The organism is Arthrobacter sp. zg.Y820 (assembly GCF_030125555.1).
Taxonomy (GTDB): domain Bacteria; phylum Actinomycetota; class Actinomycetes; order Actinomycetales; family Micrococcaceae; genus Arthrobacter_B.
Map to the genome: position 1 here is coordinate 149604 of NZ_JASKLX010000012.1, position 18818 is coordinate 168421.

Annotated in this window: 14 protein-coding genes; 6 read left to right on the forward strand and 8 right to left on the reverse strand. The window is 69.1% G+C overall.

Translation table 11 applies throughout. The features are described 5' to 3' along the window. Positions 1 to 304: 304 nt before the first annotated feature. From QNN99_RS14490 to QNN99_RS14510, 5 genes are all read right to left on the reverse strand, one after another. Positions 305 to 940, reverse strand: a complete 636-nt coding sequence (locus QNN99_RS14490) for a Maf family protein (protein WP_229967318.1) — start codon at positions 938 to 940, stop codon at positions 305 to 307. Between the two features lie 158 nt (positions 941 to 1098). Next, on the reverse strand, positions 1099 to 2640 hold the full coding sequence (locus tag QNN99_RS14495) for a dicarboxylate/amino acid:cation symporter (RefSeq protein WP_229967320.1): 1542 nt from the start codon (positions 2638 to 2640) through the stop codon (positions 1099 to 1101). 180 nt (positions 2641 to 2820) lie between these two features. After that, positions 2821 to 4515 carry a DUF885 domain-containing protein gene (locus QNN99_RS14500; protein ID WP_229967568.1) on the reverse strand — a complete coding sequence of 565 codons (1695 nt, stop codon included), beginning with the start codon at positions 4513 to 4515 and terminating at the stop codon, positions 2821 to 2823. Between the two features lie 165 nt (positions 4516 to 4680). After that, positions 4681 to 4941: an acyl-CoA carboxylase subunit epsilon gene (locus QNN99_RS14505; protein ID WP_229967322.1), complete on the reverse strand. Its 261-nt coding sequence runs from the start codon at positions 4939 to 4941 to the stop codon at positions 4681 to 4683. Further along, positions 4938 to 6533 carry an acyl-CoA carboxylase subunit beta gene (locus QNN99_RS14510; RefSeq protein WP_229967324.1) on the reverse strand — a complete coding sequence of 532 codons (1596 nt, stop codon included), beginning with the start codon at positions 6531 to 6533 and terminating at the stop codon, positions 4938 to 4940. The genes QNN99_RS14505 and QNN99_RS14510 overlap by 4 nt, the downstream gene beginning before the upstream one ends. 539 nt (positions 6534 to 7072) lie before the next feature. Here QNN99_RS14510 and QNN99_RS14515 point away from each other — a divergent pair. The 6 genes from QNN99_RS14515 to QNN99_RS14540 all read left to right on the forward strand — a co-directional run bounded on the left by QNN99_RS14515 (position 7073) and on the right by QNN99_RS14540 (position 12223). After that, positions 7073 to 7921, forward strand: coding sequence for an SDR family oxidoreductase (locus QNN99_RS14515; RefSeq protein WP_229967326.1), 849 nt, complete (start codon positions 7073 to 7075; stop codon positions 7919 to 7921). Between the two features lie 90 nt (positions 7922 to 8011). Beyond that, the gene (locus QNN99_RS14520; RefSeq protein ID WP_229967328.1) at positions 8012 to 8896 is read left to right on the forward strand and encodes a biotin--[acetyl-CoA-carboxylase] ligase; all 885 of its coding nucleotides are present in this window, start codon (positions 8012 to 8014) and stop codon (positions 8894 to 8896) included. Continuing rightward, the gene (locus tag QNN99_RS14525; RefSeq protein ID WP_229967330.1) at positions 8893 to 9468 is read left to right on the forward strand and encodes a PH domain-containing protein; all 576 of its coding nucleotides are present in this window, start codon (positions 8893 to 8895) and stop codon (positions 9466 to 9468) included. Before QNN99_RS14520 ends, QNN99_RS14525 begins: the two co-directional genes overlap by 4 nt. Continuing rightward, positions 9461 to 10687, forward strand: coding sequence for an adenylate/guanylate cyclase domain-containing protein (locus QNN99_RS14530; RefSeq protein ID WP_229967332.1), 1227 nt, complete (start codon positions 9461 to 9463; stop codon positions 10685 to 10687). The genes QNN99_RS14525 and QNN99_RS14530 overlap by 8 nt, the downstream gene beginning before the upstream one ends. Positions 10688 to 10845: 158 nt before the next feature. Then, positions 10846 to 11679, forward strand: coding sequence for a PP2C family protein-serine/threonine phosphatase (locus QNN99_RS14535; RefSeq protein WP_229967334.1), 834 nt, complete (start codon positions 10846 to 10848; stop codon positions 11677 to 11679). Between the two features lie 61 nt (positions 11680 to 11740). Then, positions 11741 to 12223 (forward strand): RDD family protein, encoded by a 483-nt coding sequence (locus tag QNN99_RS14540; RefSeq protein ID WP_229967336.1) that lies wholly within the window; start codon positions 11741 to 11743, stop codon positions 12221 to 12223. Between the two features lie 48 nt (positions 12224 to 12271). On the opposite strand, the gene eccCa is transcribed toward QNN99_RS14540, so the two are convergent. From eccCa to eccD, 3 genes are read right to left on the reverse strand one after another with little or no spacing between them, the layout of a single operon-like run. Further along, on the reverse strand, positions 12272 to 16324 hold the full coding sequence (gene eccCa, locus QNN99_RS14545) for a type VII secretion protein EccCa (protein WP_229967338.1): 4053 nt from the start codon (positions 16322 to 16324) through the stop codon (positions 12272 to 12274). Then, positions 16321 to 17481: a CpaE/TadZ family protein gene (locus QNN99_RS14550; protein ID WP_229967340.1), complete on the reverse strand. Its 1161-nt coding sequence runs from the start codon at positions 17479 to 17481 to the stop codon at positions 16321 to 16323. The genes eccCa and QNN99_RS14550 overlap by 4 nt, the downstream gene beginning before the upstream one ends. Beyond that, positions 17481 to 18818 carry a type VII secretion integral membrane protein EccD gene (eccD, locus tag QNN99_RS14555; protein ID WP_229967342.1) on the reverse strand — a complete coding sequence of 446 codons (1338 nt, stop codon included), beginning with the start codon at positions 18816 to 18818 and terminating at the stop codon, positions 17481 to 17483. Before eccD ends, QNN99_RS14550 begins: the two co-directional genes overlap by 1 nt.

Genomic DNA, 18818 nt, shown 5'->3' on the forward strand with positions numbered 1-18818 from the left:
ACTCTCGGCGCATGGTGGACGATGCTAATTCGCCAGATCTGCACTCTCGGACGCCCGGTCCGACCCGCGTCGGCGGTTACCCGCCAGAGCTGCACTCTAGGTGTGCGGGGCTCCGTAAGTGTGCAGCTATGGCGGGTTTCAGCTGAAGCCGTGATTCGGAGAGCGCAGATATGGCGGGCAATCTCGTGTCTTACCCTGCAGAGTTGCACTCTCGGCACACGGGGGACGATGCTAATTCGCCAGATCTGCACTCTCGGTGCCCGGACGCGGTGCCCGGCCCGGACCGACCCGAGGCGGGAAGGGCCTACCGGTCCCAGAGGTCAGTGATCTTCACGCCGGCGCTGGCGAGCAGCTCTCGAAGCATCGACACGGACAGCCCGATCACGGCGTGCGGATCACCGTCGACCTTCTCGATGAACGCCCCGCCCAGTGAATCGATGGTGAAGGAACCCGCCACCTGCAGCGGCTCGCCGGTGGCGACGTACGCGTCGATTTCCTCGTCGGTCAGCTTCGCAAAGTAAACCGACGCGGAACTGACGGCGCCGAGCGTCGCACCCGAACCGCCGTCGTCGTCGGTGTCGCGGCAATCGACCAGCCAGTGGCCGGTGTGCAGCACGCCCATGTTGCCGCTCATCCGCCGGATGCGTTCGCGGGCGACCTCGGGCTCCCAGGGCTTGCCGTGCGCTTCGCCGTCGAACTCGAAGACGGAATCGCAGCCGATCACCAGGGAGCCGTCGGCCTCGGGCAGTGCGGCAATGGCTTCGGCCTTCGCCCGGGCCAGCAGCAGGGCGGTGTCGTGCGGGTCGGTCAGGCCGTAGCGGGCGGTGACGGCGTCTTCGTCGACGTCGGACACGAGCACGGAATGGGAAATGCCGGCGTTGGTCAGCAGCTTGGTGCGGGCGGGGGAAGCGGAAGCAAGGATCAGGTTCAGGTCAGTCACCCCTCCAGCCTAGTCGGCGGGCCGCCCGGCCCGGTAAGCGCCGCCCGGCCCGGTAAGCGCCGCCCGGCCCGGCAAGCGGCCGGGACAGCCCGAAGACAGCCCCGGGACAGCACGAAGGCCGCCCCGGATATCCGGAGCGGCCTTCTGGAAGCGATGGATCAGCGCTTGTCGGCAGCGGAAGCCGACGACGGCGCCGGGCCGGTTGCGCACGCAGCCCCGGCACCCGGCAGGGAGATGCCCGCAGCAGACGTTCCGTCCGCAGCAGCGACACCCGCAGCGGCACCCGAAGCGGCCACACCCGAAGCGCCGGCCGGAACCAGCACCGGGACCTCGACCTCGGTGGAGTCGTCGGCGAACGGATCGCCGTTGCGCTTGGCGTTGTACATTGCGGTGTCCAGCATGCCGTTGCGCTTGGCGACGATCGTCGGGATCACGGTCTGTCCGGCCACGTTGATGGCGGTGCGGCCCATGTCCAGGATGGGGTCGACGGCCAGCATCAGGCCGACGCCGGCCAGAGGCAGACCCAGCGTGGACAGCGTCAGGGTCAGCATGACCACGGCGCCGGTGGTGCCGGCCGTGGCGGCCGAACCGAGCACCGAGACCAGGGCAATCAGCAGGTAGTCGGTGAAGCCCAGATCAATGCCGAAGAACTGCGCCACGAAGATCGCGGCAATCGCCGGGTAGATCGAGGCGCAGCCGTCCATTTTTGTGGTGGCACCCAGCGGCACAGCGAAGGAGGCGTAGGCGCGCGGCACGCCCATGTTGCGCTCGGTCACGCGCTGCGTCAGCGGCAGGGTGCCCACCGAGGAGCGCGAGACGAAGCCGAGCTGGATGGCCGGCCAGGCGCCGGAGAACCACTGCTTCACGGACAGGCCGTGGGCCTTGATCAGCACGGGGTAGACCACGAAGAGGACCAGGGCCAGGCCGACGTACACGGCCACCACGAACATGCCCAGCGAGCCGATGGTGTCCCAGCCGTAGGTGGCGACGGCGCGGCCGATCAGGCCCACGGTGCCCAGCGGAGCCAGGCGGATGATCCACCAGAGGACCTTCTGGATGACGGCCAGGGCGGAGGCGTTCAGGGCCAGGAACGGCGCGGCGGGCGCACCCACCTTCAGGGCGGCAATGCCGACGGCGATCGCGATCACGAGCACCTGGAGGACATTGAAGTTCAGGGCGGTGGTGACGGTGCTCGGGTCCACGGCGGTGGAAGAAGCGGTCAGGCCCATGAAGTTCGCCGGAATCAGGCCGGTCAGGAAGCCCATCCAGCTGCCGGTGCTGCCTTCATAGTCGGCGGGCGGCGCGGCGTCGGCATTGGCGCCGGGCTGCAGGATCACGCCCAGCAGGATGCCGATCGTCACGGCAATCAGCGCGGTGATCGCGAACCACAGCAGCGTCTGCCAGGCCAGGCGTGCGGCGTTGGAGACCTCGCGCAGGTTGGCGATGGAGCTGACGACGGCGGTGAAGATCAGGGGGACCACGGCGGCCTTCAGCAGCGAGACGTAGCTCGTGCCGATGGTGTTCAGCGTGGTGGTCAGCCAGTTGGGCTCGTCCTCGCCAACCGGGCCCATCTCCTTGGCCAGCAGGCCCAGCAGCAGGCCCACAAACAGGGCGGCGATGATCTGCGGTCCGAAGGAAGTAACCCACCGGGGCAGCCTGCGGCCGGCGGAAGTCTGGGGGGAGGAAGTCTGTGAAGTCACGTTGAAGATAGTAGTCGCCGGTGCTTAGCAGAGAAGATTGCCCATTGCGAAATGTTACGGAAAGCCTGCTGGGTATTCTGCGCCGTAAAAGGCCAAAACCCCCGGAATGCGGCGCAGTATTGCCGCATCCGGGGGTTATCTCGGTCAAGCGTGTGAGGAATGTCGCCGGGGCAGCTGCCGCTACGCGTCCAGCAGGGCGCGGCGCAGCGTGTCCAGCCCGACCGACCCCAGGGCGAGGGCGCGGGTGTGGAAGTCCTTCTGGTCGAAGTTCTCTCCCTCGCGGCTGCGGACCTCGTCCCGGATCTGCTCCCAGAGCCGCTGGCCCAGCTTGTAGGCCGGTGCCTGTCCCGGCCAGCCCAGGTAACGGGTGAACTCGAAGTTCAGCTGCCCCTCGGAGATGGCAATGTTCTGCCGCAGGAATTCGTAGCCCTTCTCGGCCGTCCAGGTGCCGGAGCCCCAGCGTTCGGGTACCTCCAGTTCCAGATGGACGCCGATGTCGAAGACCACGCGGGCGGCCCGCATGCGCTGGGCGTCGAGCATGCCCATCTTGTCCCCGGGATCGCTGAGGTAGCCCAGTTCGTCCATCAGCCGCTCGGCGTACAGCGCCCAGCCTTCACCGTGCCCGGAGACCCAGCAGATGTTGCGGCGCCAGTTGTTCAGCAGCCCGCGGGCGGCCGTCGCCGTCGCAATCTGCAGATGGTGGCCCGGGACGCCCTCGTGGTAGACGGTGGTGGTTTCCTTCCATGTGGTGAAGGTGTCCTCGCCGGCGGGGACCGACCACCACATGCGGCCCGGGCGGCTGAAGTCGTCGCTGGGACCGGTGTAGTAGATGCCGCCTTCCTGGGTGGGGGCGATCATGCACTCGATCTGCCGCATCGGCCCGTTGATCTCGAAGTGGGTGCCCGCCAGGTCGGCGACGGCGCGGTCGGCCAGGCCCTGCATCCAGGCCTGCAGCTCGGCGGTGCCGTGCAGCTGCCGCTCCGAATCCTCGTCCAGGAGCGCCATGGCCTCCTCGACGCCGGCGCCGGGCCGGATCTGCTCGGCGACGGCTTCCTGCTCGGCGATGATGCGGTCCAGTTCCTCAACGCCCCAGGCGTAGGTCTCTTCCAGGTTCACCGCGGAACCCAGGAACCGGCGCGACATCAGGGCGTAGCGTTCGCGGCCGACGGCGTCCTTCTCGGGAGCGACGGGCAGCAGTTCATTTTCCAGGACCGCGGCCAGCCCGCGGTAGGCGGCACGGGCGGATTCGGCGCCGGCGCGCAGCTCGGTGCTCAGGCTGTCGGAGAGGGAGCCGCCGTCGGGCAGTGCCGCATTCGAGGCGTAGTCGTCAAAAAAGCCGCCGTCCTCGGCGTACTTGGCGGCCTGTTCCATGACGATCTTCACCTGGCGGCGGGCCGGCAGCAGGCCGCGCTCCTTGCCGGCGCGCAGGGAAGAGATGTAGCCCGAGACGGCGTCGGCAACGTTGTGCAGCCGGCCGGAGATGTGCTGCCAGTCCTCCACCGTTTCGGTGGGCATCAGGTCGAAGATGGAGCGGATCTCCTGGGCGGGCGAGGCGATGTTGTTCAGGTTCGAGAGGTTCCAGCCGGACTCGTGGATTTCCAGTTCCAGGCCCAGGCGCTCGTGCATGGCATCGAGCGTGACGCGGTCGACGTCGTCGGCCGGCAGCAGTCCGTCCAGCCGTTCCAGCGTCTCCCGGATGGCCTCGGCTCCCGATTCCAGGCCGGCGGGGGAATAATCGGCATACTCCGTTTCATGCCCCGGGATGCCCAGGGAGGTGGCGAGGGACGGATCCAGCTGCAGCAGAGTCTCGGTGAAGGCATCGGCAACGGCGTCGATGGCGGTCGGCTGGCGGTTCTGCGCGCCGGCGAAGGGCATGGGATCTGATGAAGGAGTCTCGTGGGTCACAGGGGTAGCCTAGCGGCAACGCCGCCATCACCAACTTTTCCCGGTGGCCGCACGTAATGTGCGGCTCGGGGGCCTATCCTGCGCTTTTCCGGTTCCGATTGGGGTGCCGATTCGGGTTCCGGGGCTGGTCCGGCGCTAGCGGAAGCTGCGCCGCCACGAGCCGGGTCCGGGCTTGGGCGCCAGGCTCAGCATCCGCCGCCGGTTCCAGGTCCGGCGCGCGGACTCCGGCGTGGTGCGCGGGGCACCGCCGTCGGCGTTCAGCCCCATGACGACGGCGGTCAGCGCCGCCAGCTCCTCGGCCGACGGATTGCCGCCCAGGACGGAAAACAGCGGCGGCTGCGGCACAGCCTGCTCCGGCGTCCGGCTCCACGGATCCGGCAGGTCCCAGGCCGTCACAGCGGCATGTTTCCGTGCTTCTTGGCGGGCAGCGAAGCGCGCTTGTCGCGCAGGGCGCGCAGCCCGCGGATCAGCTGCAGGCGGGTTTCCGAGGGGGCGACGACGGCGTCGACGTAGCCGAGCTGGGCGGCCTGGTAGGGGTTGAGCAGTTCCTCTTCATACTGCGCGATGTAGTCGGCGCGTGCCTGCTCAACGCTTTCCCCGGCGTCGGCCGCTGCCTTGAGCTGGCCGCGGTAGAGGATGTTCACCGCGCCCTGGGCGCCCATGACGCCGATCTGCGCGGTGGGCCAGGCCAGGTTCAGGTCCGCGCCGAGCTTCTTCGAGCCCATCACGATGTACGCGCCGCCGTACGCCTTGCGGGTGATCACGGTCAGCTTGGGCACGGTGGCCTCGGCGTAGGCATAGAGCAGCTTGGCGCCGCGGCGGATGATGCCCTGGAATTCCTGGTCGGTGCCCGGCAGGAAGCCCGGAACATCCACGAAGGTGAGGATGGGAACGTTGAAGGCGTCGCAGTTGCGGACAAAGCGGGCGGCCTTCTCGGAGGCGGCGATGTCCAGGGTGCCGGCGAACTGCATCGGCTGGTTGGCGACGATGCCCACGGTGTGGCCCTCGACCCGGCCGTAGCCGATCATGATGTTCGGCGCGTAGAGGGCCTGCATCTCCAGGAAGTGGCCGTCGTCGAGCACCTGCTCAATGACGGCGCGCATGTCGTAGGGCTGGTTGGCGGAGTCCGGAATGAGCTCGTCCAGGGCGAGGTCGCCGTCGTTCAGTTCCATCTCCTGCGAGAAGGCGGCCAGCGGCGCCTCGGCCAGGTTGTTGGAAGGCAGGAAGTCCAGGAGCTCGCGGACGAACTCGATGGCGTCCTCCTCGTCGGAGGCCAGGTACGTGGAGGTGCCGGTGTTGGTGTTGTGCTGCCGGGCGCCGCCGAGGGTTTCCATGTCCACGTCCTCGCCGGTGACGGTCTTGATGACGTCGGGTCCGGTGATGAACATGTGGCTGGTCTTGTCCACCATCACCACATAGTCGGTCAGGGCGGGGGAGTAGGCGGCGCCGCCGGCGGACGGGCCCATGATCAGGGAGATCTGCGGGACCACTCCGGAGGCGTGGACGTTGTTGCGGAAGATGTCGGCGAACATGGCCAGCGAGGCCACGCCCTCCTGGATGCGGGCGCCGCCGCCGTCCAGGATGCCGACGACGGGGCAGCCGTTGCGCAGGGCGTGTTCCTGGACCTTGACGATCTTCTCGCCGTTGACCTGGCTCAGGGAACCGCCGTACACGGAGAAGTCCTGGCTGTAGACGGCGATCGGGCGGCCGTCGACGGTGGCGTACCCGGAGACCAGGCCGTCGCCCAGCGGCTTCTTCTTTTCCATGCCGAACGCGGTGGAGCGGTGCACGGCCAGGGCGTCCAGCTCGACAAAGGAGCCGGCGTCCACGAGCATCTCGATGCGCTCGCGGGCGGTGTGCTTGCCGCGGGCATGCTGCTTCTCGACGGCGGCCGGGCCGGAAGGCATCTCGGCCTGCGCCTGGCGGCGGCGGTACTCAGCGATCTTGCCGGCTGTGGTCTGCAGGTCAAGGTCCTGGTCGATGCTCATCTGGTCTCCGGAATGCTGAGTGGATGGGGCGGTCGCTGCCGTTAAGTAGGAAAGGCACAAAGCGTACGGCGACTTGTCCAGTCTAGTGAGGGCGCCGGCGTAGTCCCGGTGTAGGGATCCTACAATTTCGTGCTGATGTGCTTGGTCGGTGCTTGGATCGGGTGCGGTTCAATCTCTCGTGCAGATCAGGTCCTCCCGCGGAATCTCTCGTGCAGATCAGGTTGTCCCGGCAGCCCATGTGCCGCTTTTGACTGCGTTATCTGCACGAAGGATGTCGCCGGGGCGGTTTTGGCTGCGTTATCTGCACGAAGGATCGGCCCCGGTGATCCAATGGGCGGATTCAAGCCGTTTCGGGAGGAATCGCCCGGTTTGGGAATCTGCTGCCGCCGCGGACCGGCAGGGATTTCCCGGACCGGCAGGAGAATCCCGGAACGGCAGCAGAATTCCGGTATGGCAGCAAACCCTGGCAGCAGAACCCCGAGCACGCCCGATGTTACTGACCAGTAACATAAGCGGCGGACATGTATTAGCCTGTTTCCATGACTTCTCTCACACCTGATTCCGGACCCCGTTCGCTCGCCGGCCGCACCATCCTGATGTCCGGCGGCAGCCGCGGCATCGGCCTGGCCATCGCTCTGCGCGCTGCGGCCGACGGCGCCAACATCGCCATCATGGCCAAGACCGCCGAGCCCCATCCCAAGCTGCAGGGCACCGTGTACACGGCAGCCGAACAGCTGGAGGCCGCCGGAGGCAAGGCCCTGCCGATCATCGGCGATGTTCGCAACGACGACGACGTCGCCCGGGCCGTCGCGGAAACCGTGGCGCATTTCGGGGGCATCGACATCGTGGTCAACAATGCCTCCGCCATCGACCTGCGGAACACCGACGACGTCACCATGAAGAGCTACGACCTGATGGCCGACATCAACGTCCGCGGCACCTTCATGCTCTCCAAGTTCTCCCTGGACGCCCTGCGCCAGTCCGCGAACCCACACATCCTCACGCTTTCCCCGCCCCTGAACCTGGATCCGAAGTGGGCCGGGTCCTACCTGGCGTACACGATGGCCAAGTACGGAATGTCCCTGACGACGCTCGGACTCGCCGCGGAACTCAAGGACGACGGCGTCGCCGTGAACTCGCTGTGGCCGGTCACCGCCATCGACACCGCTGCCATCCGCAACCTTGGCGGCGAGAAAATGGCGGCGGCCTCCCGCAATTCGGACATCATGGCCGACGCCGCACACGCCATCCTGACACGCCCCAGCCATGAGGCCACCGGCAATTTCTACACCGACGAGCAGGTGCTGCGTGAAGAGGGAATCACTGACTTCCGTCCCTACTCGCTTGGCGCGCCCGAGGACAAGCTGATGCAGGACTTCTTCCTCTAGGCAGGACAAGGGGCGCTGGCCGGGGCCGCGGGACCCGGCCGGCGGCGCCGGCAGGCAGGAATGTCGTGCACCCCGCGTAAGATCGGAAGCATGCATTCGCGTTACTCCAGCATGGAAAGACCAGGGCTTGACCAGGAGCGTCTCCGAGCCGCGCTCGTGGCGCCGCAGGGACCCCTGCCCCGGCTGGATGTCGTGGCCGAAACCGGCTCCACCAACACCGATCTGGCTGACCAGGCGCGGCTTCGCCCGGCAGATGCTCCGGACCTGACCGTCCTGACCGCCGAGATGCAGACCGCCGGCAAGGGACGGCTGGGCCGGACCTGGGTTGCCCCGCCGCGCTCGTCGCTGTTCGTCAGCGTCCTGCTCCGGCCGGTCAATGCCGCCGGCCGGCCGCTGCCCACCCAGTCCTACGGCTGGTTGTCGCTGCTGGCTGCCCTGGCCTTGTCGGAATCCGTCGCCGCCCGCACCGGCGTCGAGGCCCGCCTGAAGTGGCCGAACGACGTCATGGTCGATGGGCGCAAGCTCGCCGGCGTCCTGGCCCAGCTGGTGATGGATTCCAGCGGCGCCCCACCCGCCGTCGTCGTGGGCGCGGGCATGAACGTCTCCCTGACCGACGAGGATCTGCCGGTTCCCACGGCCACGTCGCTGCTGATGGAGTACTCCTCCACCACCGACCGCAACATTCTCCTTGAGGATTATCTGCGCGAGCTGGCTGCCAAGTACCGGGACTTTTGCGCGGTCGACGGCGATGCCTCCCGGGCGTGGGCCGACGGCACCTCGCTGGTCGAGAAGATCAGTGCCCGGATGGCGACCCTGGGCCAGGAGGTCCGCGCAGACCTGCCCGGCGGAAAATCCCTCACGGGACGAGCCGTGGCCCTCGACTCATACGGTTCGCTGGTCCTGGTGGACGAACTCGGCGAGCGGCATGCGGTCGTCGCCGGCGACGTGGTGCACCTGCGCGCCGTGCAGGCGTGAACATCAGGCTGAAACTCGCGCCGGGGGAGCGGATTATCGTGGCCAGCAGGCCGCATGCCCGCCAGCTGGTCTGGCCCGTTGTCCTGGCCGTCCTGGTGTGCGCTGCCGCCGGGTTCGGTTACGGCTATCTGGACCGTGATTCCCTGCCCGGGCAGGTGGCGGATTGGCGCGGATACCTGCAGCCCGCCGTCGTCGTCGTTTCCCTGGTGCTGCTGGCGCGGTTCTGCCTGCCGCCGGTGCTGCGGTGGGCGTTTGCACGGTACATCGTCACCAACCGGCGCCTCATCCACCGGCAGGGAGTGCTGCGCCGGCGGGAACGCGAATTGCCGCTGGCCTCGGTCTTTCAGCTCGAGGCCTGGCAGACCGTTACGGAGCGGATGCAGCGTTCCGGGACGCTGGCGGTGGACGTTGGCTATGACCGGGTGGTGCACTACGAACACGTGCCCGAGGTCCACAAGTTCAAGGCCATCGTGTTGGCCGCCATAGACCAGTTGCCGATGACCGCCATGTTCGATGGTGTAGATATGGAAGGAGATGGGGACTACGACTACGAAGGGAGGGGCAATGAGTGAGGAAGGCCGCGACGCCGAACCGGCAGCGGATCCCGAGCCGATGACCCTGTCCATGCCAGCCGTTCCTCCCCGGCCCCGAGCCGCCGACGCCAACTCCGACGCCGACGCCAACACCGGGAACGGGCGTGCCGGTTCCGGGCGCGCGGGCTCCGGTTCCACCGGCGCACCGGCCGATGCCGGTTCCGCCGCCATCGACCGCGAGGACGTGCGCAAGCTGGAGGCCCAGCTGATCGGCGGCCCGCGTACCCTCAAGCGGCGCGAAGCTGCCGCCGAAGCGGGCGTGTCCCTGCTCTCGGCCCGCAAGCTCTGGCGGGCGATGGGATTTCCCAACCTCGACGACGACGCGGTGTTCTTCACCGAGCAGGACCGCGAGGCGCTGACCACCGTGATCGAACTGGTCCGCGACGAGCAGCTGACCGAGGAAGCCGCCATCTCGATCATGCGCTCGATCGGCCAGATGACCGACCGCATGGTGGTCTGGCAGATTGAAGCGCTGGTCGAGGAAATGGTGGTCCAGCGCGGAATTCCCGACGCCGAGGCCCGCAAGGCGCTGGTGGCAGCACTTCCGGCCCTGATCGAACCGCTGGAAAAGACGCTGGTGTACGCCTGGAAACGGCAGATGAACTCAGCCGTGCAGCGGTTGGCGCTGCGCGCCGAAGCCGGTCTGGCCAGCCATGACGGCTCCGCGTCCGACGACAACCCGCTGCCCCTGGCCCGCGCCGTCGGCTTTGCCGATCTGGTGTCCTACACCTCCCTGTCGCGGCAGATGAATGAGAAAACCCTGGCCCACATGGTCCAGCGCTTTGAGCACAAGTGCGCCGAGATCATCTCCGTGGGCGGCGGCCGGCTGGTGAAGACCATCGGCGACGAGGTGCTGTTCAACGCGGAAACACCGGAAGCCGGGGCGGAAATCTCGCTGGCCCTGGCCAAGGCCTTCACGGAGGACGACCTGCTGCCGGCGGCGCGCGTGTCCCTGGTCTGGGGGCGGGTGCTCTCCCGGCTGGGCGACATCTACGGGCCCACCGTCAATCTGGCCTCCCGGCTGACCTCGCTCGCTGAACCCGGCACCGTCCTGACGGACGCCTCGACCGCCGCAGCCCTGCGGAACAACGACCGGTTTGTGCTGATCCCGCATCAGCCCCGCAACGTGCGCGGATTCGGCGAAATCCACCCCGTGACCCTCGCCCGCGGCACCGGGTCGGGACTGATTCTCGATTGACCGGCCGGACTACCTGCCTGCCCGGTGCAGCGGCACGGACGCTTGCCGGAGCGCTTCGGGCGGCGGGCCCGAGCATTCCGCTAGGGTAAGCATAAGAATGCGTAATATGTGTCACTACTGTGGACCACCACAGCGGACAGCTTCCGGATAGGGCGTGAATGAACTTCGACGAAACGACATCCCCGGGCTTGGAACTCCGTGCAGTCTTTGGCTATGCCTCTGACCGCGGACTGCGCCGGGACCAGAACGAGGATTCGCTGATCGCCGCGGACCCGATCTTCGCCGTCGCCGACGGCATGGGAGGCCACGAAGCAGGCGAAGTGGCGAGCAGCATTTGCGTCCGCACCCTGGGCGAGGCGCCGTTTGTCGGCGAGCATCTGCCCGAGGTCGCCGCCGCCGAAGTCCAGAAGCTGCTCCGCGAAGCCGATGCCAGGATCCGGGAAGCGACAGATGGCCGTGCCGGCACCACGCTGACCGGCGCCGTCCTCGTCCGGGACGCGGGCAAACCCTGCTGGCTGGTTTTCAATGTGGGGGATTCCCGGACCTACCGGCTGACCAACGGGCTGCTGGAGCAGATCACCGTGGATCACAGCGAGGTCCAGGAACTGGTGGACATGGGCCAAATTACGCCGGATGAAGCCCTGGTCCATCCGCGCCGCCACGTGGTTACCCGGGCGCTGGGCACGGGCAGTGATACGGATGCCGACTACTGGCTGATCCCGGTGGAACCCGGCGACCGCCTGCTGGTGTGCTCCGACGGCCTGACTGGCGAGGTGAGCGACGGGCAGCTGCAGCAGATCCTGGCCTCCGTCAGCAATCCGCAGGACGCCTGCGCTTCCATGGTGCAGGCAGCGCTGCGGTCCGGCGGCCGCGACAACATCACCGTCCTGGTGATCGACGTCGAAGGTTCCGTCGAGCGCAGCGTCCCGGCGGCCGTGACCCTTCCCGGCGGAGCGGATCCCCAACCTGCCGCGGGAAACACCGAGTCGTGACCGTGGCACCGGCGGCCCCGGCCGGTAGACGCCGCGTCAGCTTCCGCTAGGACAGGCCGGCATGGCAGCCCATCCCCACGTGGTCAACGCAACGGCCCGGCAGCGGCTGGCGGCCAAGGTCATCGACGCTGCCCCGGTCCTGCTCACCGGAGCGGCGCTGCTTGGCAGCGGGCGCTGGGTCCCGGCTGCGGCCTCCGTTGCCGTCGCCTACTGTGTGTGGCTGTGGTGGTGGGAAGCCGGCAGCGGCAAGACGCCGGGCAACCTGGCCCTGGGCATCCGCACCACCGACGAAGCCGGACATTCACCCGGGCTGCTCGGCATTTTCCTGCGCGGGATGCTGCTGGGCCTGTCGGCAGCCACCGTGGTCGGCCCGCCGGTGCTGCTGGTCTCCAGCGTCTGGGATGCCAATGACCGGCGCCAGGGCTGGCACGACAAGGCGGCACACACCCTGGTGGTGGATGTCAGGGCGGGCCGGAACCCGCTGGCCACGGGCGGGCTGCGGCCGGCCGCGCCCGCCGACGGACCCGGCTGGATCCCGGGCTAGGCCGGCGGCAACCGGCTGGATCCCGGGCCAGGCCGGCGACGGCGGCGCTCACCCGGTGCCGCTCAGGATCCGGCTCTCATCGTCGTTGAAAAACAGCTGCAGCACCTGGACCGGTTTGCCGGGCTGGATCAGCTGGGCGCGCCCGGGCGGCAGCGTGCGGGCCCGAACGCCGTTGATCAGGGTGCCCTCCCCGCGGTCGCCGGAGAGAATCAGGGCCGCGCTGCCGGAATCCCGCAGGGCCGTAAAGAACGGTTCGTACATGCCCCGGCTCGCGCCGCGCACCCGCCGCGACAGAACGGCATGCAACCCGATTTCCGGTGCCAGCGGCAGGAACGGGGTCAGCCGGCTCAGCGGTGAGGAGCCGCCGGCGGTCAGGACGTCGTAGTCGTCAATCACCAGCACGATGCGCGGCAGGCCGGCCAGCTCGGCCGGAGCGGCGGTGGTCCGTTTTTCCAGTTCCCCGGCGACGGCCGCGGCGAGCTGGTCAGCCAGGGCGGCACTGGTGGCGTAGCCGCCCAGGGATTCGGTGGGGACCTCGCCGGTCAGGCTGCGGCGCGGATCGAAGACCGCAAAGACAATGTCCTCCGGCCGATGCTGTGCGATGAGCCGGCGGACGACCGATCGCATGACGTTGGTCTTGCCGGAGCCGTCGTCGCCCATGATCAGCAGGTGCCGTTCCCGGCTGTGCAGGTCCAGGGTTTCCGTGCCCAGGTCGGTCTCCCGGAGCCCCAGCGGAACGGCGGCCGCCGCGTCGGGGGTAAGGGCCGTCTCGGCGGAGACCAGCCCCGGCAGGACCCGGACCTGCATGGCGCGCTCCCTGGTCGACGCGGCAACCGCGGCCACCAGCTCCCGCAGGCCCTGGGTCGCGGAACCGTCATCGGGGTCCGAATCCAGCCGCGGCAGGGCAAAATGGCCCTGCAGCTTGCGGTCCGTCAGGGACCGGCCCGGGCTGTCAGTGCTGACCGCCTCGGCGAGCTTGCGTCCGTGTGCGGATTCGCCCGGATCGGCGAGCCGGAGTTCGATCCGGTTGCCGAAGAAGCTCTGCTGCGAGATCCGGATCTCGTTCGTCCGGGAGCAGGTGACGATGATGTGGATGCCGTAGCCGGCGCCGCGGCTGATCAGTGCGTGGACGGCTTTTTCAATCTCCTCGAATTCATCGCTGAGCTGTCCGTAACCGTCCAGGACCAGCACAATGTCGGCGCTGGGCAGCTCGGGAATGTCCCCCTTCGCGCAGCGGCGGCGCAGGGTCGGCAGCGAATCCACCTGATGCTTCTCGAACACATGCTCGCGGTGGGCCAGCATCGCCAGCAACTCATCCACGGTGCGGCGGACAACTTCCCGGTTGGTGCGCACCGCCACCCCGCCCACATGGGGAAGGCCTTCGAGCGGCACCAGGCTGCTGCCGAGCAGGTCGATCGCATAAATGCCCACCTCGGCCGGGCTGTGGGTCAGCGAGAGCGACGCCACGATGGTGCGCAGAGCGGTGCTCTTGCCGGTCTGGGGCCCGCCCACGATCGCCGCGTTGCCGCCGTTCGCGGCAAGGTCCAGCTCCCAAATGCCTTGCCACTGCTTGGCCGGGTCGTCCAGCAGCCCCACCGGAACACGCAGCGATCCGCCGCTGGCCAGCCGCAGCCCCTTCTCGCCGGAGAGGCCGCCGGCGGCGCGGTCCAACGCGATTCCGCGGGGCAGCGGCGGCAGCCAGATCGGGTCGACGGCACGCGGGAACGTGGCCAGGGTGTCCATCAGCGTGGAAAGGACCGTCGGTCCGGTGGTGCGCTTGGAGGACGACGTCGACGACGGCGCAGCGGCAGCGCCGGCGGTCCCGGTTCCCGCGCCCCCGGTTCCCGCGCCCCCGGTTCCCGGTGCTGCCGCGAGGGAGGCGGCGTAGCGCGGCACCTGCAGGACCTGCGGCTGGTCGTCCGCCTCGGCCGGCCCGCCATCGTGCCGGGCGGCCTCCAGCGGGCCGGACACGTACCCGGCCTTGAACCGGGTGTAGGTGGTGGTGTCCACCTTCAGGTAGCCGAAGCCCGGCACCGGCGGCAGATGGAAGGCATCGGGGGTGTCCAGCACCGTGCGTGATTCGGCCTCGGAGAGGGTGCGCAGGCCGATCCGGTAGGAGAGGTAGGTGTCCAGGCCGCGCAGCTTGCCGCCCTCGATCCGCTGGCTGGAGAGCAGCAGGTGCACCCCGATGGAGCGGCCGATGCGGCCGATGGAGAGGAACAGTTCAATGAAGTCCGGGCGGGCGGTCAGCAGTTCACCGAATTCGTCGATGATCACCACCAGGTGCGGCAGGGGTGCCAGTTCGATGCCCTGGGCCTTCAGCTCCTGCCGGTGCAGCTGGTAGTCGGTGATGTTGGCGAGGTTGCCGGCCGCCTTCAGGACTTCCTGCCGCCGCTGGATTTCGCCGGAGAGGCTGGCATAGACGCGCTCGATCAGGCTGACGTCGTCGGACAGGTTGGTGATGACCCCGGCGACCTGCGGTGCGCCGGCAAAGGGAGCGAAGGTGGCGCCGCCCTTGTAGTCCACCAGCACCATGGCCAGGACCTCGGGGGAGTGGGTGGCCAACAGTCCCACGACCATGCTGCGCAGCATTTCGGATTTGCCGGAGCCGGTGGCGCCCACGCACAGGCCGTGCGGCCCGTGGCCGAACTGCGCCGATTCCTTGAGGTCCAGCAGGGCCGGCCGGCCGCGGTCGTCCGGGCCCAGCGGCACCCGAAGGAAGTCGACTTCGCCGCGGGGTTTCCACAGCCGGCGGATGTCGGCCGCGTCCAGGTCCGCCGAAAGGCCCAGCATTTCCAGGAACCCCTGGGCAGTTTCGGCGGTGTCATGCTCGAACGAGTCCGGCGACAGGCGCAGCGGCGCCAGCTCCCGCGCCAGCGCCTCGGCAAGCGGCACCGGGAGGAGGTCCAGGCTTCCGCGTTCGACGGCGGGATTCACCGGATCGTCGCGGTAGTTTTCCAGGATGAAGGTCCCGTCCGGTCCGCCGGAATCCTCGCTGATGCGCACCGCCACCTCGCCAGGTTCCTGCTGCCGGTCGGCGACGAGGAAGACGGTCGTGATGCCCAGCGAGGCGGCGGAGGCCTGCTGGTCCGGCAGCTGCAGTTCCGCCGGAAGCGCGCCGTAGGAGTCGTTGACCACCAGCAGCCGGGGGAGCGCGGTGCCGACGCCGCCGCGCAGGAAGTTCTTGCGGGATTCGGCGGCGAGCGAGGAGCGGTGGTGCAGATCTTCGGCGAGGACTTCGGCCAGGGCATCAACGGTGGGTGCGAGCCGGCGGACCGGCCCCGTGGCGTGGGTGCTCTTCTGATCCGCCAGGTGCGGCAGCCAGGTGGCCCATTCCCAGTCGTTCCGCCGCTCCTCCGGCAGGACCAGGGCCAGGTGGAGGTCTTCGGGGGAGTGGAAGGCCGCGCCTTCAATGAGCAGCAGCCGGGCCACGGCAGCCACGAACCGGCGGGAACCCACCACTGAGACGTTGCCGGCGCAGTCCAGCGGCACCGTCAGCGGCAGCTCCGGGCTGGACTCGTACCGGCGCTTGAGGATTTCCAGTTCCGTGGTCATGAAGGTGTCGGTCTGGGCCAGCGCCGATCCGGTGCTCATGATGGTGACCTCGCGGTTGCGCCGGAAGCCGGTGCCGATCCGCACGTGCAGGAAATCCTCGTTGGAGCGGCGCCGCTCCCAGATCCGCCGGGTGTCCCGGAGGATGTCGAACAGGGCGTTCGGCGGAGGGCTGGCGGCCCGGGCGACGGCCAGCGCGGCCTGTTCATCGGCGCGCAGCTCGGCACGGGAGCGTTCCAGATACTCCAGATAGTTTTCCCGCTGTTCCCGGCGCTGCTTGCCCTGCCGGCCGCGCTGGCTGAGCATCATGATCACCGACGCGATGATCGTGACAACCATCATCAGCGCCCCCACGGCAGCCAGCGGAGACCCGCGGAAGAGCATCATGACCGTCATCGACACCCCGGCGCCCAGCAGCGGAACGAGGGACATCATGTTCATGCCGGTCCTGCCGCCCTCGATGGGCGGCGGGGCATCCAGTGAAAAGGCCTCGATGGTCCGTGCGGGAGCGGTGGTGCGCGCGGGACGGTGCAGGATCCGGGTGCTCATACGTAGGCGTTCCGTTCGGGTGCCAGCTCCGCGGCGGGCGGAACTCCGGTTCCGGACGCGGCAGCGGCCAGAACCCGGGAGGCGATGGACACGGCCTCGAGGCGGGTGCGGCGGGAGAGCAGGGACGGGAGAACTTCAACGCCTGCAGCCAGGTGCCGGTCGCGGCCCAAATGCAGGGCATCGATCCCGGCGCGGCGCAGCCGGCGGGCCTCCCGGGACGCGGTGAAAACCCTGTCGGGTGAGGACTGAACCACCAGCACGAGCAGGGGAACGGCAGCCAGGGCGGGTGTGTGCCGCCAGGCCCGGGAGTACTCGACGGCGTCCTCCAGGCCGGCAACACTGGCCGGCGCCACGAAGACGGCCAGATGGGAGTGCTCCACTGCCCACAGCGCGGCCGGGTCCGTGAGGCCGGGGCCGCAGTCAAAAATGGTGACAGGGCAGTAGCGGGAGATCACCCGGGAAAGCCGGGCGGCCCCGGCGGGACCTGCAGCCGCCGTGGGACTTGCAGCGCCGGCGGGACCCGTGAAAGCGGGCGCACCGACGGAAGGGGTCCACACGGGCGGCGCCTGCGGGCCGGCGGGAGTCCAGACGGCGTCGTCGGATAACCCTTGGCCGGCGGGCATCCACGGACCGGAGGCCCGCCGGCGGCCGGTGACCAGCAGGTTGGCCGGCTCGGCGACGGTCAGGAGGGCTGCGAGTCCGCGCAGTGAATCAGGAGTGCCGGCTTCCAGCCGGGCGGCGGCGGCCTCCAGCGGCGGTGCGTACGGAACGCCGAGCCGCAGCCCGAGTGTTCCGGCCGCCGGAGCGAGGTCGAGGGCGGCAACGACGTCGGCACGCATTGCGGCGTAGATCCGCGCCAGCAGGGCGGCCGCCGTCGTTCTGCCCGCACCGCCGCGGGTTCCCACCACGGCGATCCGGCGCCCCGTGGTGACGGCACGCTGGCTGCCGGCGGCTGCGTCCGCCAACCGCTGCGGATAATCGTCACCGCGGAAAAGATCGGCCGAGCCCGCCAGGATCCGGTGCAGGGCGGATTCGGCAGGCCGGGTCCGCAGCACCCGGCGCAGCCGCTGCGGCGGCGACTCGAAGCCGTCACCGGAGGGGCGGGCGGGATCGCCGAAGCGCTCGGGCTGCGGTTGGGGTTCGAAGATGCCGTTCATCAGAAGCTTCCCAGCAGCTGGCCGAACACACCGAAAAGTCCGGCAGCCAGCGGCACCGAAACCAGGATGGCCCCCGTCTCCGCGCGCTTGGCCAGCAGGCGGAAACGGGCCTGCGTATGGTCGGGAAACGTGGCGGTCAGCGATACGGCGGCGGCGGCCGCGGTGCCCAGAACCCCCAGTCCCACTGCCCACGGCTGATCGGGGACAAAACGCAGCGCGGCCAGCGCCCCCGCGCAGAGGCCGACGGCGACGGCCAGGTAAAGCGCTGTCCGCTGCGGCGCGAGCGGAAAGGACCGGGTGCGCAGGAACACGGCCAGCGTCAGTGCCAGCAGCAGGGGAAGCGTCCAGTGCTGGCGGTTGGGATCAGTGCCGAGCAGCCACAGCCCAGGCGCAATGGACAGCGCCGTGATGGCTGTTCCCAGGGTCAGGCTCCGGTGGGCAGCGGCCACGGCAGCCACGGCGTCGGTGCGGGTGATCGAGCCGCCCTTGGCCCGCTGATCATCCAGCGTGGCAAGACCGGACGAGCCGAGGGCGAGCTTGGGCAGCAGGCCCAGCAGCAGGATGCTCGCCAGCGTCGCCAGGGCAGCGGTGCCCACGGCGTCGCCCGTGACGGCGCCGGCGGCAGTCCACAGTCCGGCGGCCAGGGCGAGCGTTGCGGCTCCGCTGAACCAGGCCCGCCGCTGGGCAGCCCCGGTTCCGACGGCGGCCAGCGCCAGAACCGACAGCCCGGCCAGGACCAGCGCCGCGGTCGGCAGCCGCTCCGGTACGCCGTCGTACAGGTGGAAAACTCCGCCCAGCCCGCTGAGCCAGCCCGCGCCGAGCAGCGCCGGTCCGAGTGCCGTGCGGCGGGGCGGACGCCCGGCGGCGGCTCCGGCGGCCAGCCCGAGCAGGGACAGGGCAAGGAGCATCCACCAGGCCGCATCCGGTGCCAGCGAGGTCAGCAGGATTTCGGACCCGGCCCAAAGGCCTGCCGCGGCAAAGAGGCCCGCGGTGAGATCCTTGCAGCGGCGGTTCCACCGGCCGGCCACGGCTCCGCTTTCGCTGACCACCAGGTCCGTGACGTCGTACACGACGGCGGAGGGAGGGGCTTCGGAGGCGTTGCACAGCAGCAGGGAGGACCCGTCCAGGACCCGGGCCTGGCTCAGCGACGTTTCGGCATTCAGCTCAGTGCCGTCGGGCGCCACCAGCACCTTCGCCGCAACCGCCTCGGCCGGCGGGTCATCAAGCAGGTTCAGGACCTGCGGGAGGAGCAGACCAACGGGCTGGTCGGAGGGCAGGAGCAGGTCAACGTGCTTCCGTGAGCCGACGAGAGTGACCCGGGTGAAGGCGTGCGCCAT

Bases quoted from the DNA above. Each gene is read 5' to 3' on its own strand.
- QNN99_RS14530 (WP_229967332.1), top strand. From the start codon at position 9,461: ATGAGTGAGGAAGGCCGCGACGCCGAACCGGCAGCGGATCCCGAGCCG.
- QNN99_RS14515 (WP_229967326.1), top strand. From the start codon at position 7,073: ATGACTTCTCTCACACCTGATTCCGGACCCCGTTCGCTCGCCGGCCGC.
- eccCa (WP_229967338.1), bottom strand. From the start codon at position 16,324: ATGAGCACCCGGATCCTGCACCGTCCCGCGCGCACCACCGCTCCCGCA.
- QNN99_RS14535 (WP_229967334.1), top strand. From the start codon at position 10,846: ATGAACTTCGACGAAACGACATCCCCGGGCTTGGAACTCCGTGCAGTC.
- QNN99_RS14520 (WP_229967328.1), top strand. From the start codon at position 8,012: ATGCATTCGCGTTACTCCAGCATGGAAAGACCAGGGCTTGACCAGGAG.
- QNN99_RS14510 (WP_229967324.1), bottom strand. From the start codon at position 6,533: ATGAGCATCGACCAGGACCTTGACCTGCAGACCACAGCCGGCAAGATC.
- eccD (WP_229967342.1), bottom strand. From the start codon at position 18,818: ATGGCGCACGCCTTCACCCGGGTCACTCTCGTCGGCTCACGGAAGCAC.
- QNN99_RS14500 (WP_229967568.1), bottom strand. From the start codon at position 4,515: ATGCCCTTCGCCGGCGCGCAGAACCGCCAGCCGACCGCCATCGACGCC.
- QNN99_RS14540 (WP_229967336.1), top strand. From the start codon at position 11,741: ATGGCAGCCCATCCCCACGTGGTCAACGCAACGGCCCGGCAGCGGCTG.
- QNN99_RS14550 (WP_229967340.1), bottom strand. From the start codon at position 17,481: ATGAACGGCATCTTCGAACCCCAACCGCAGCCCGAGCGCTTCGGCGAT.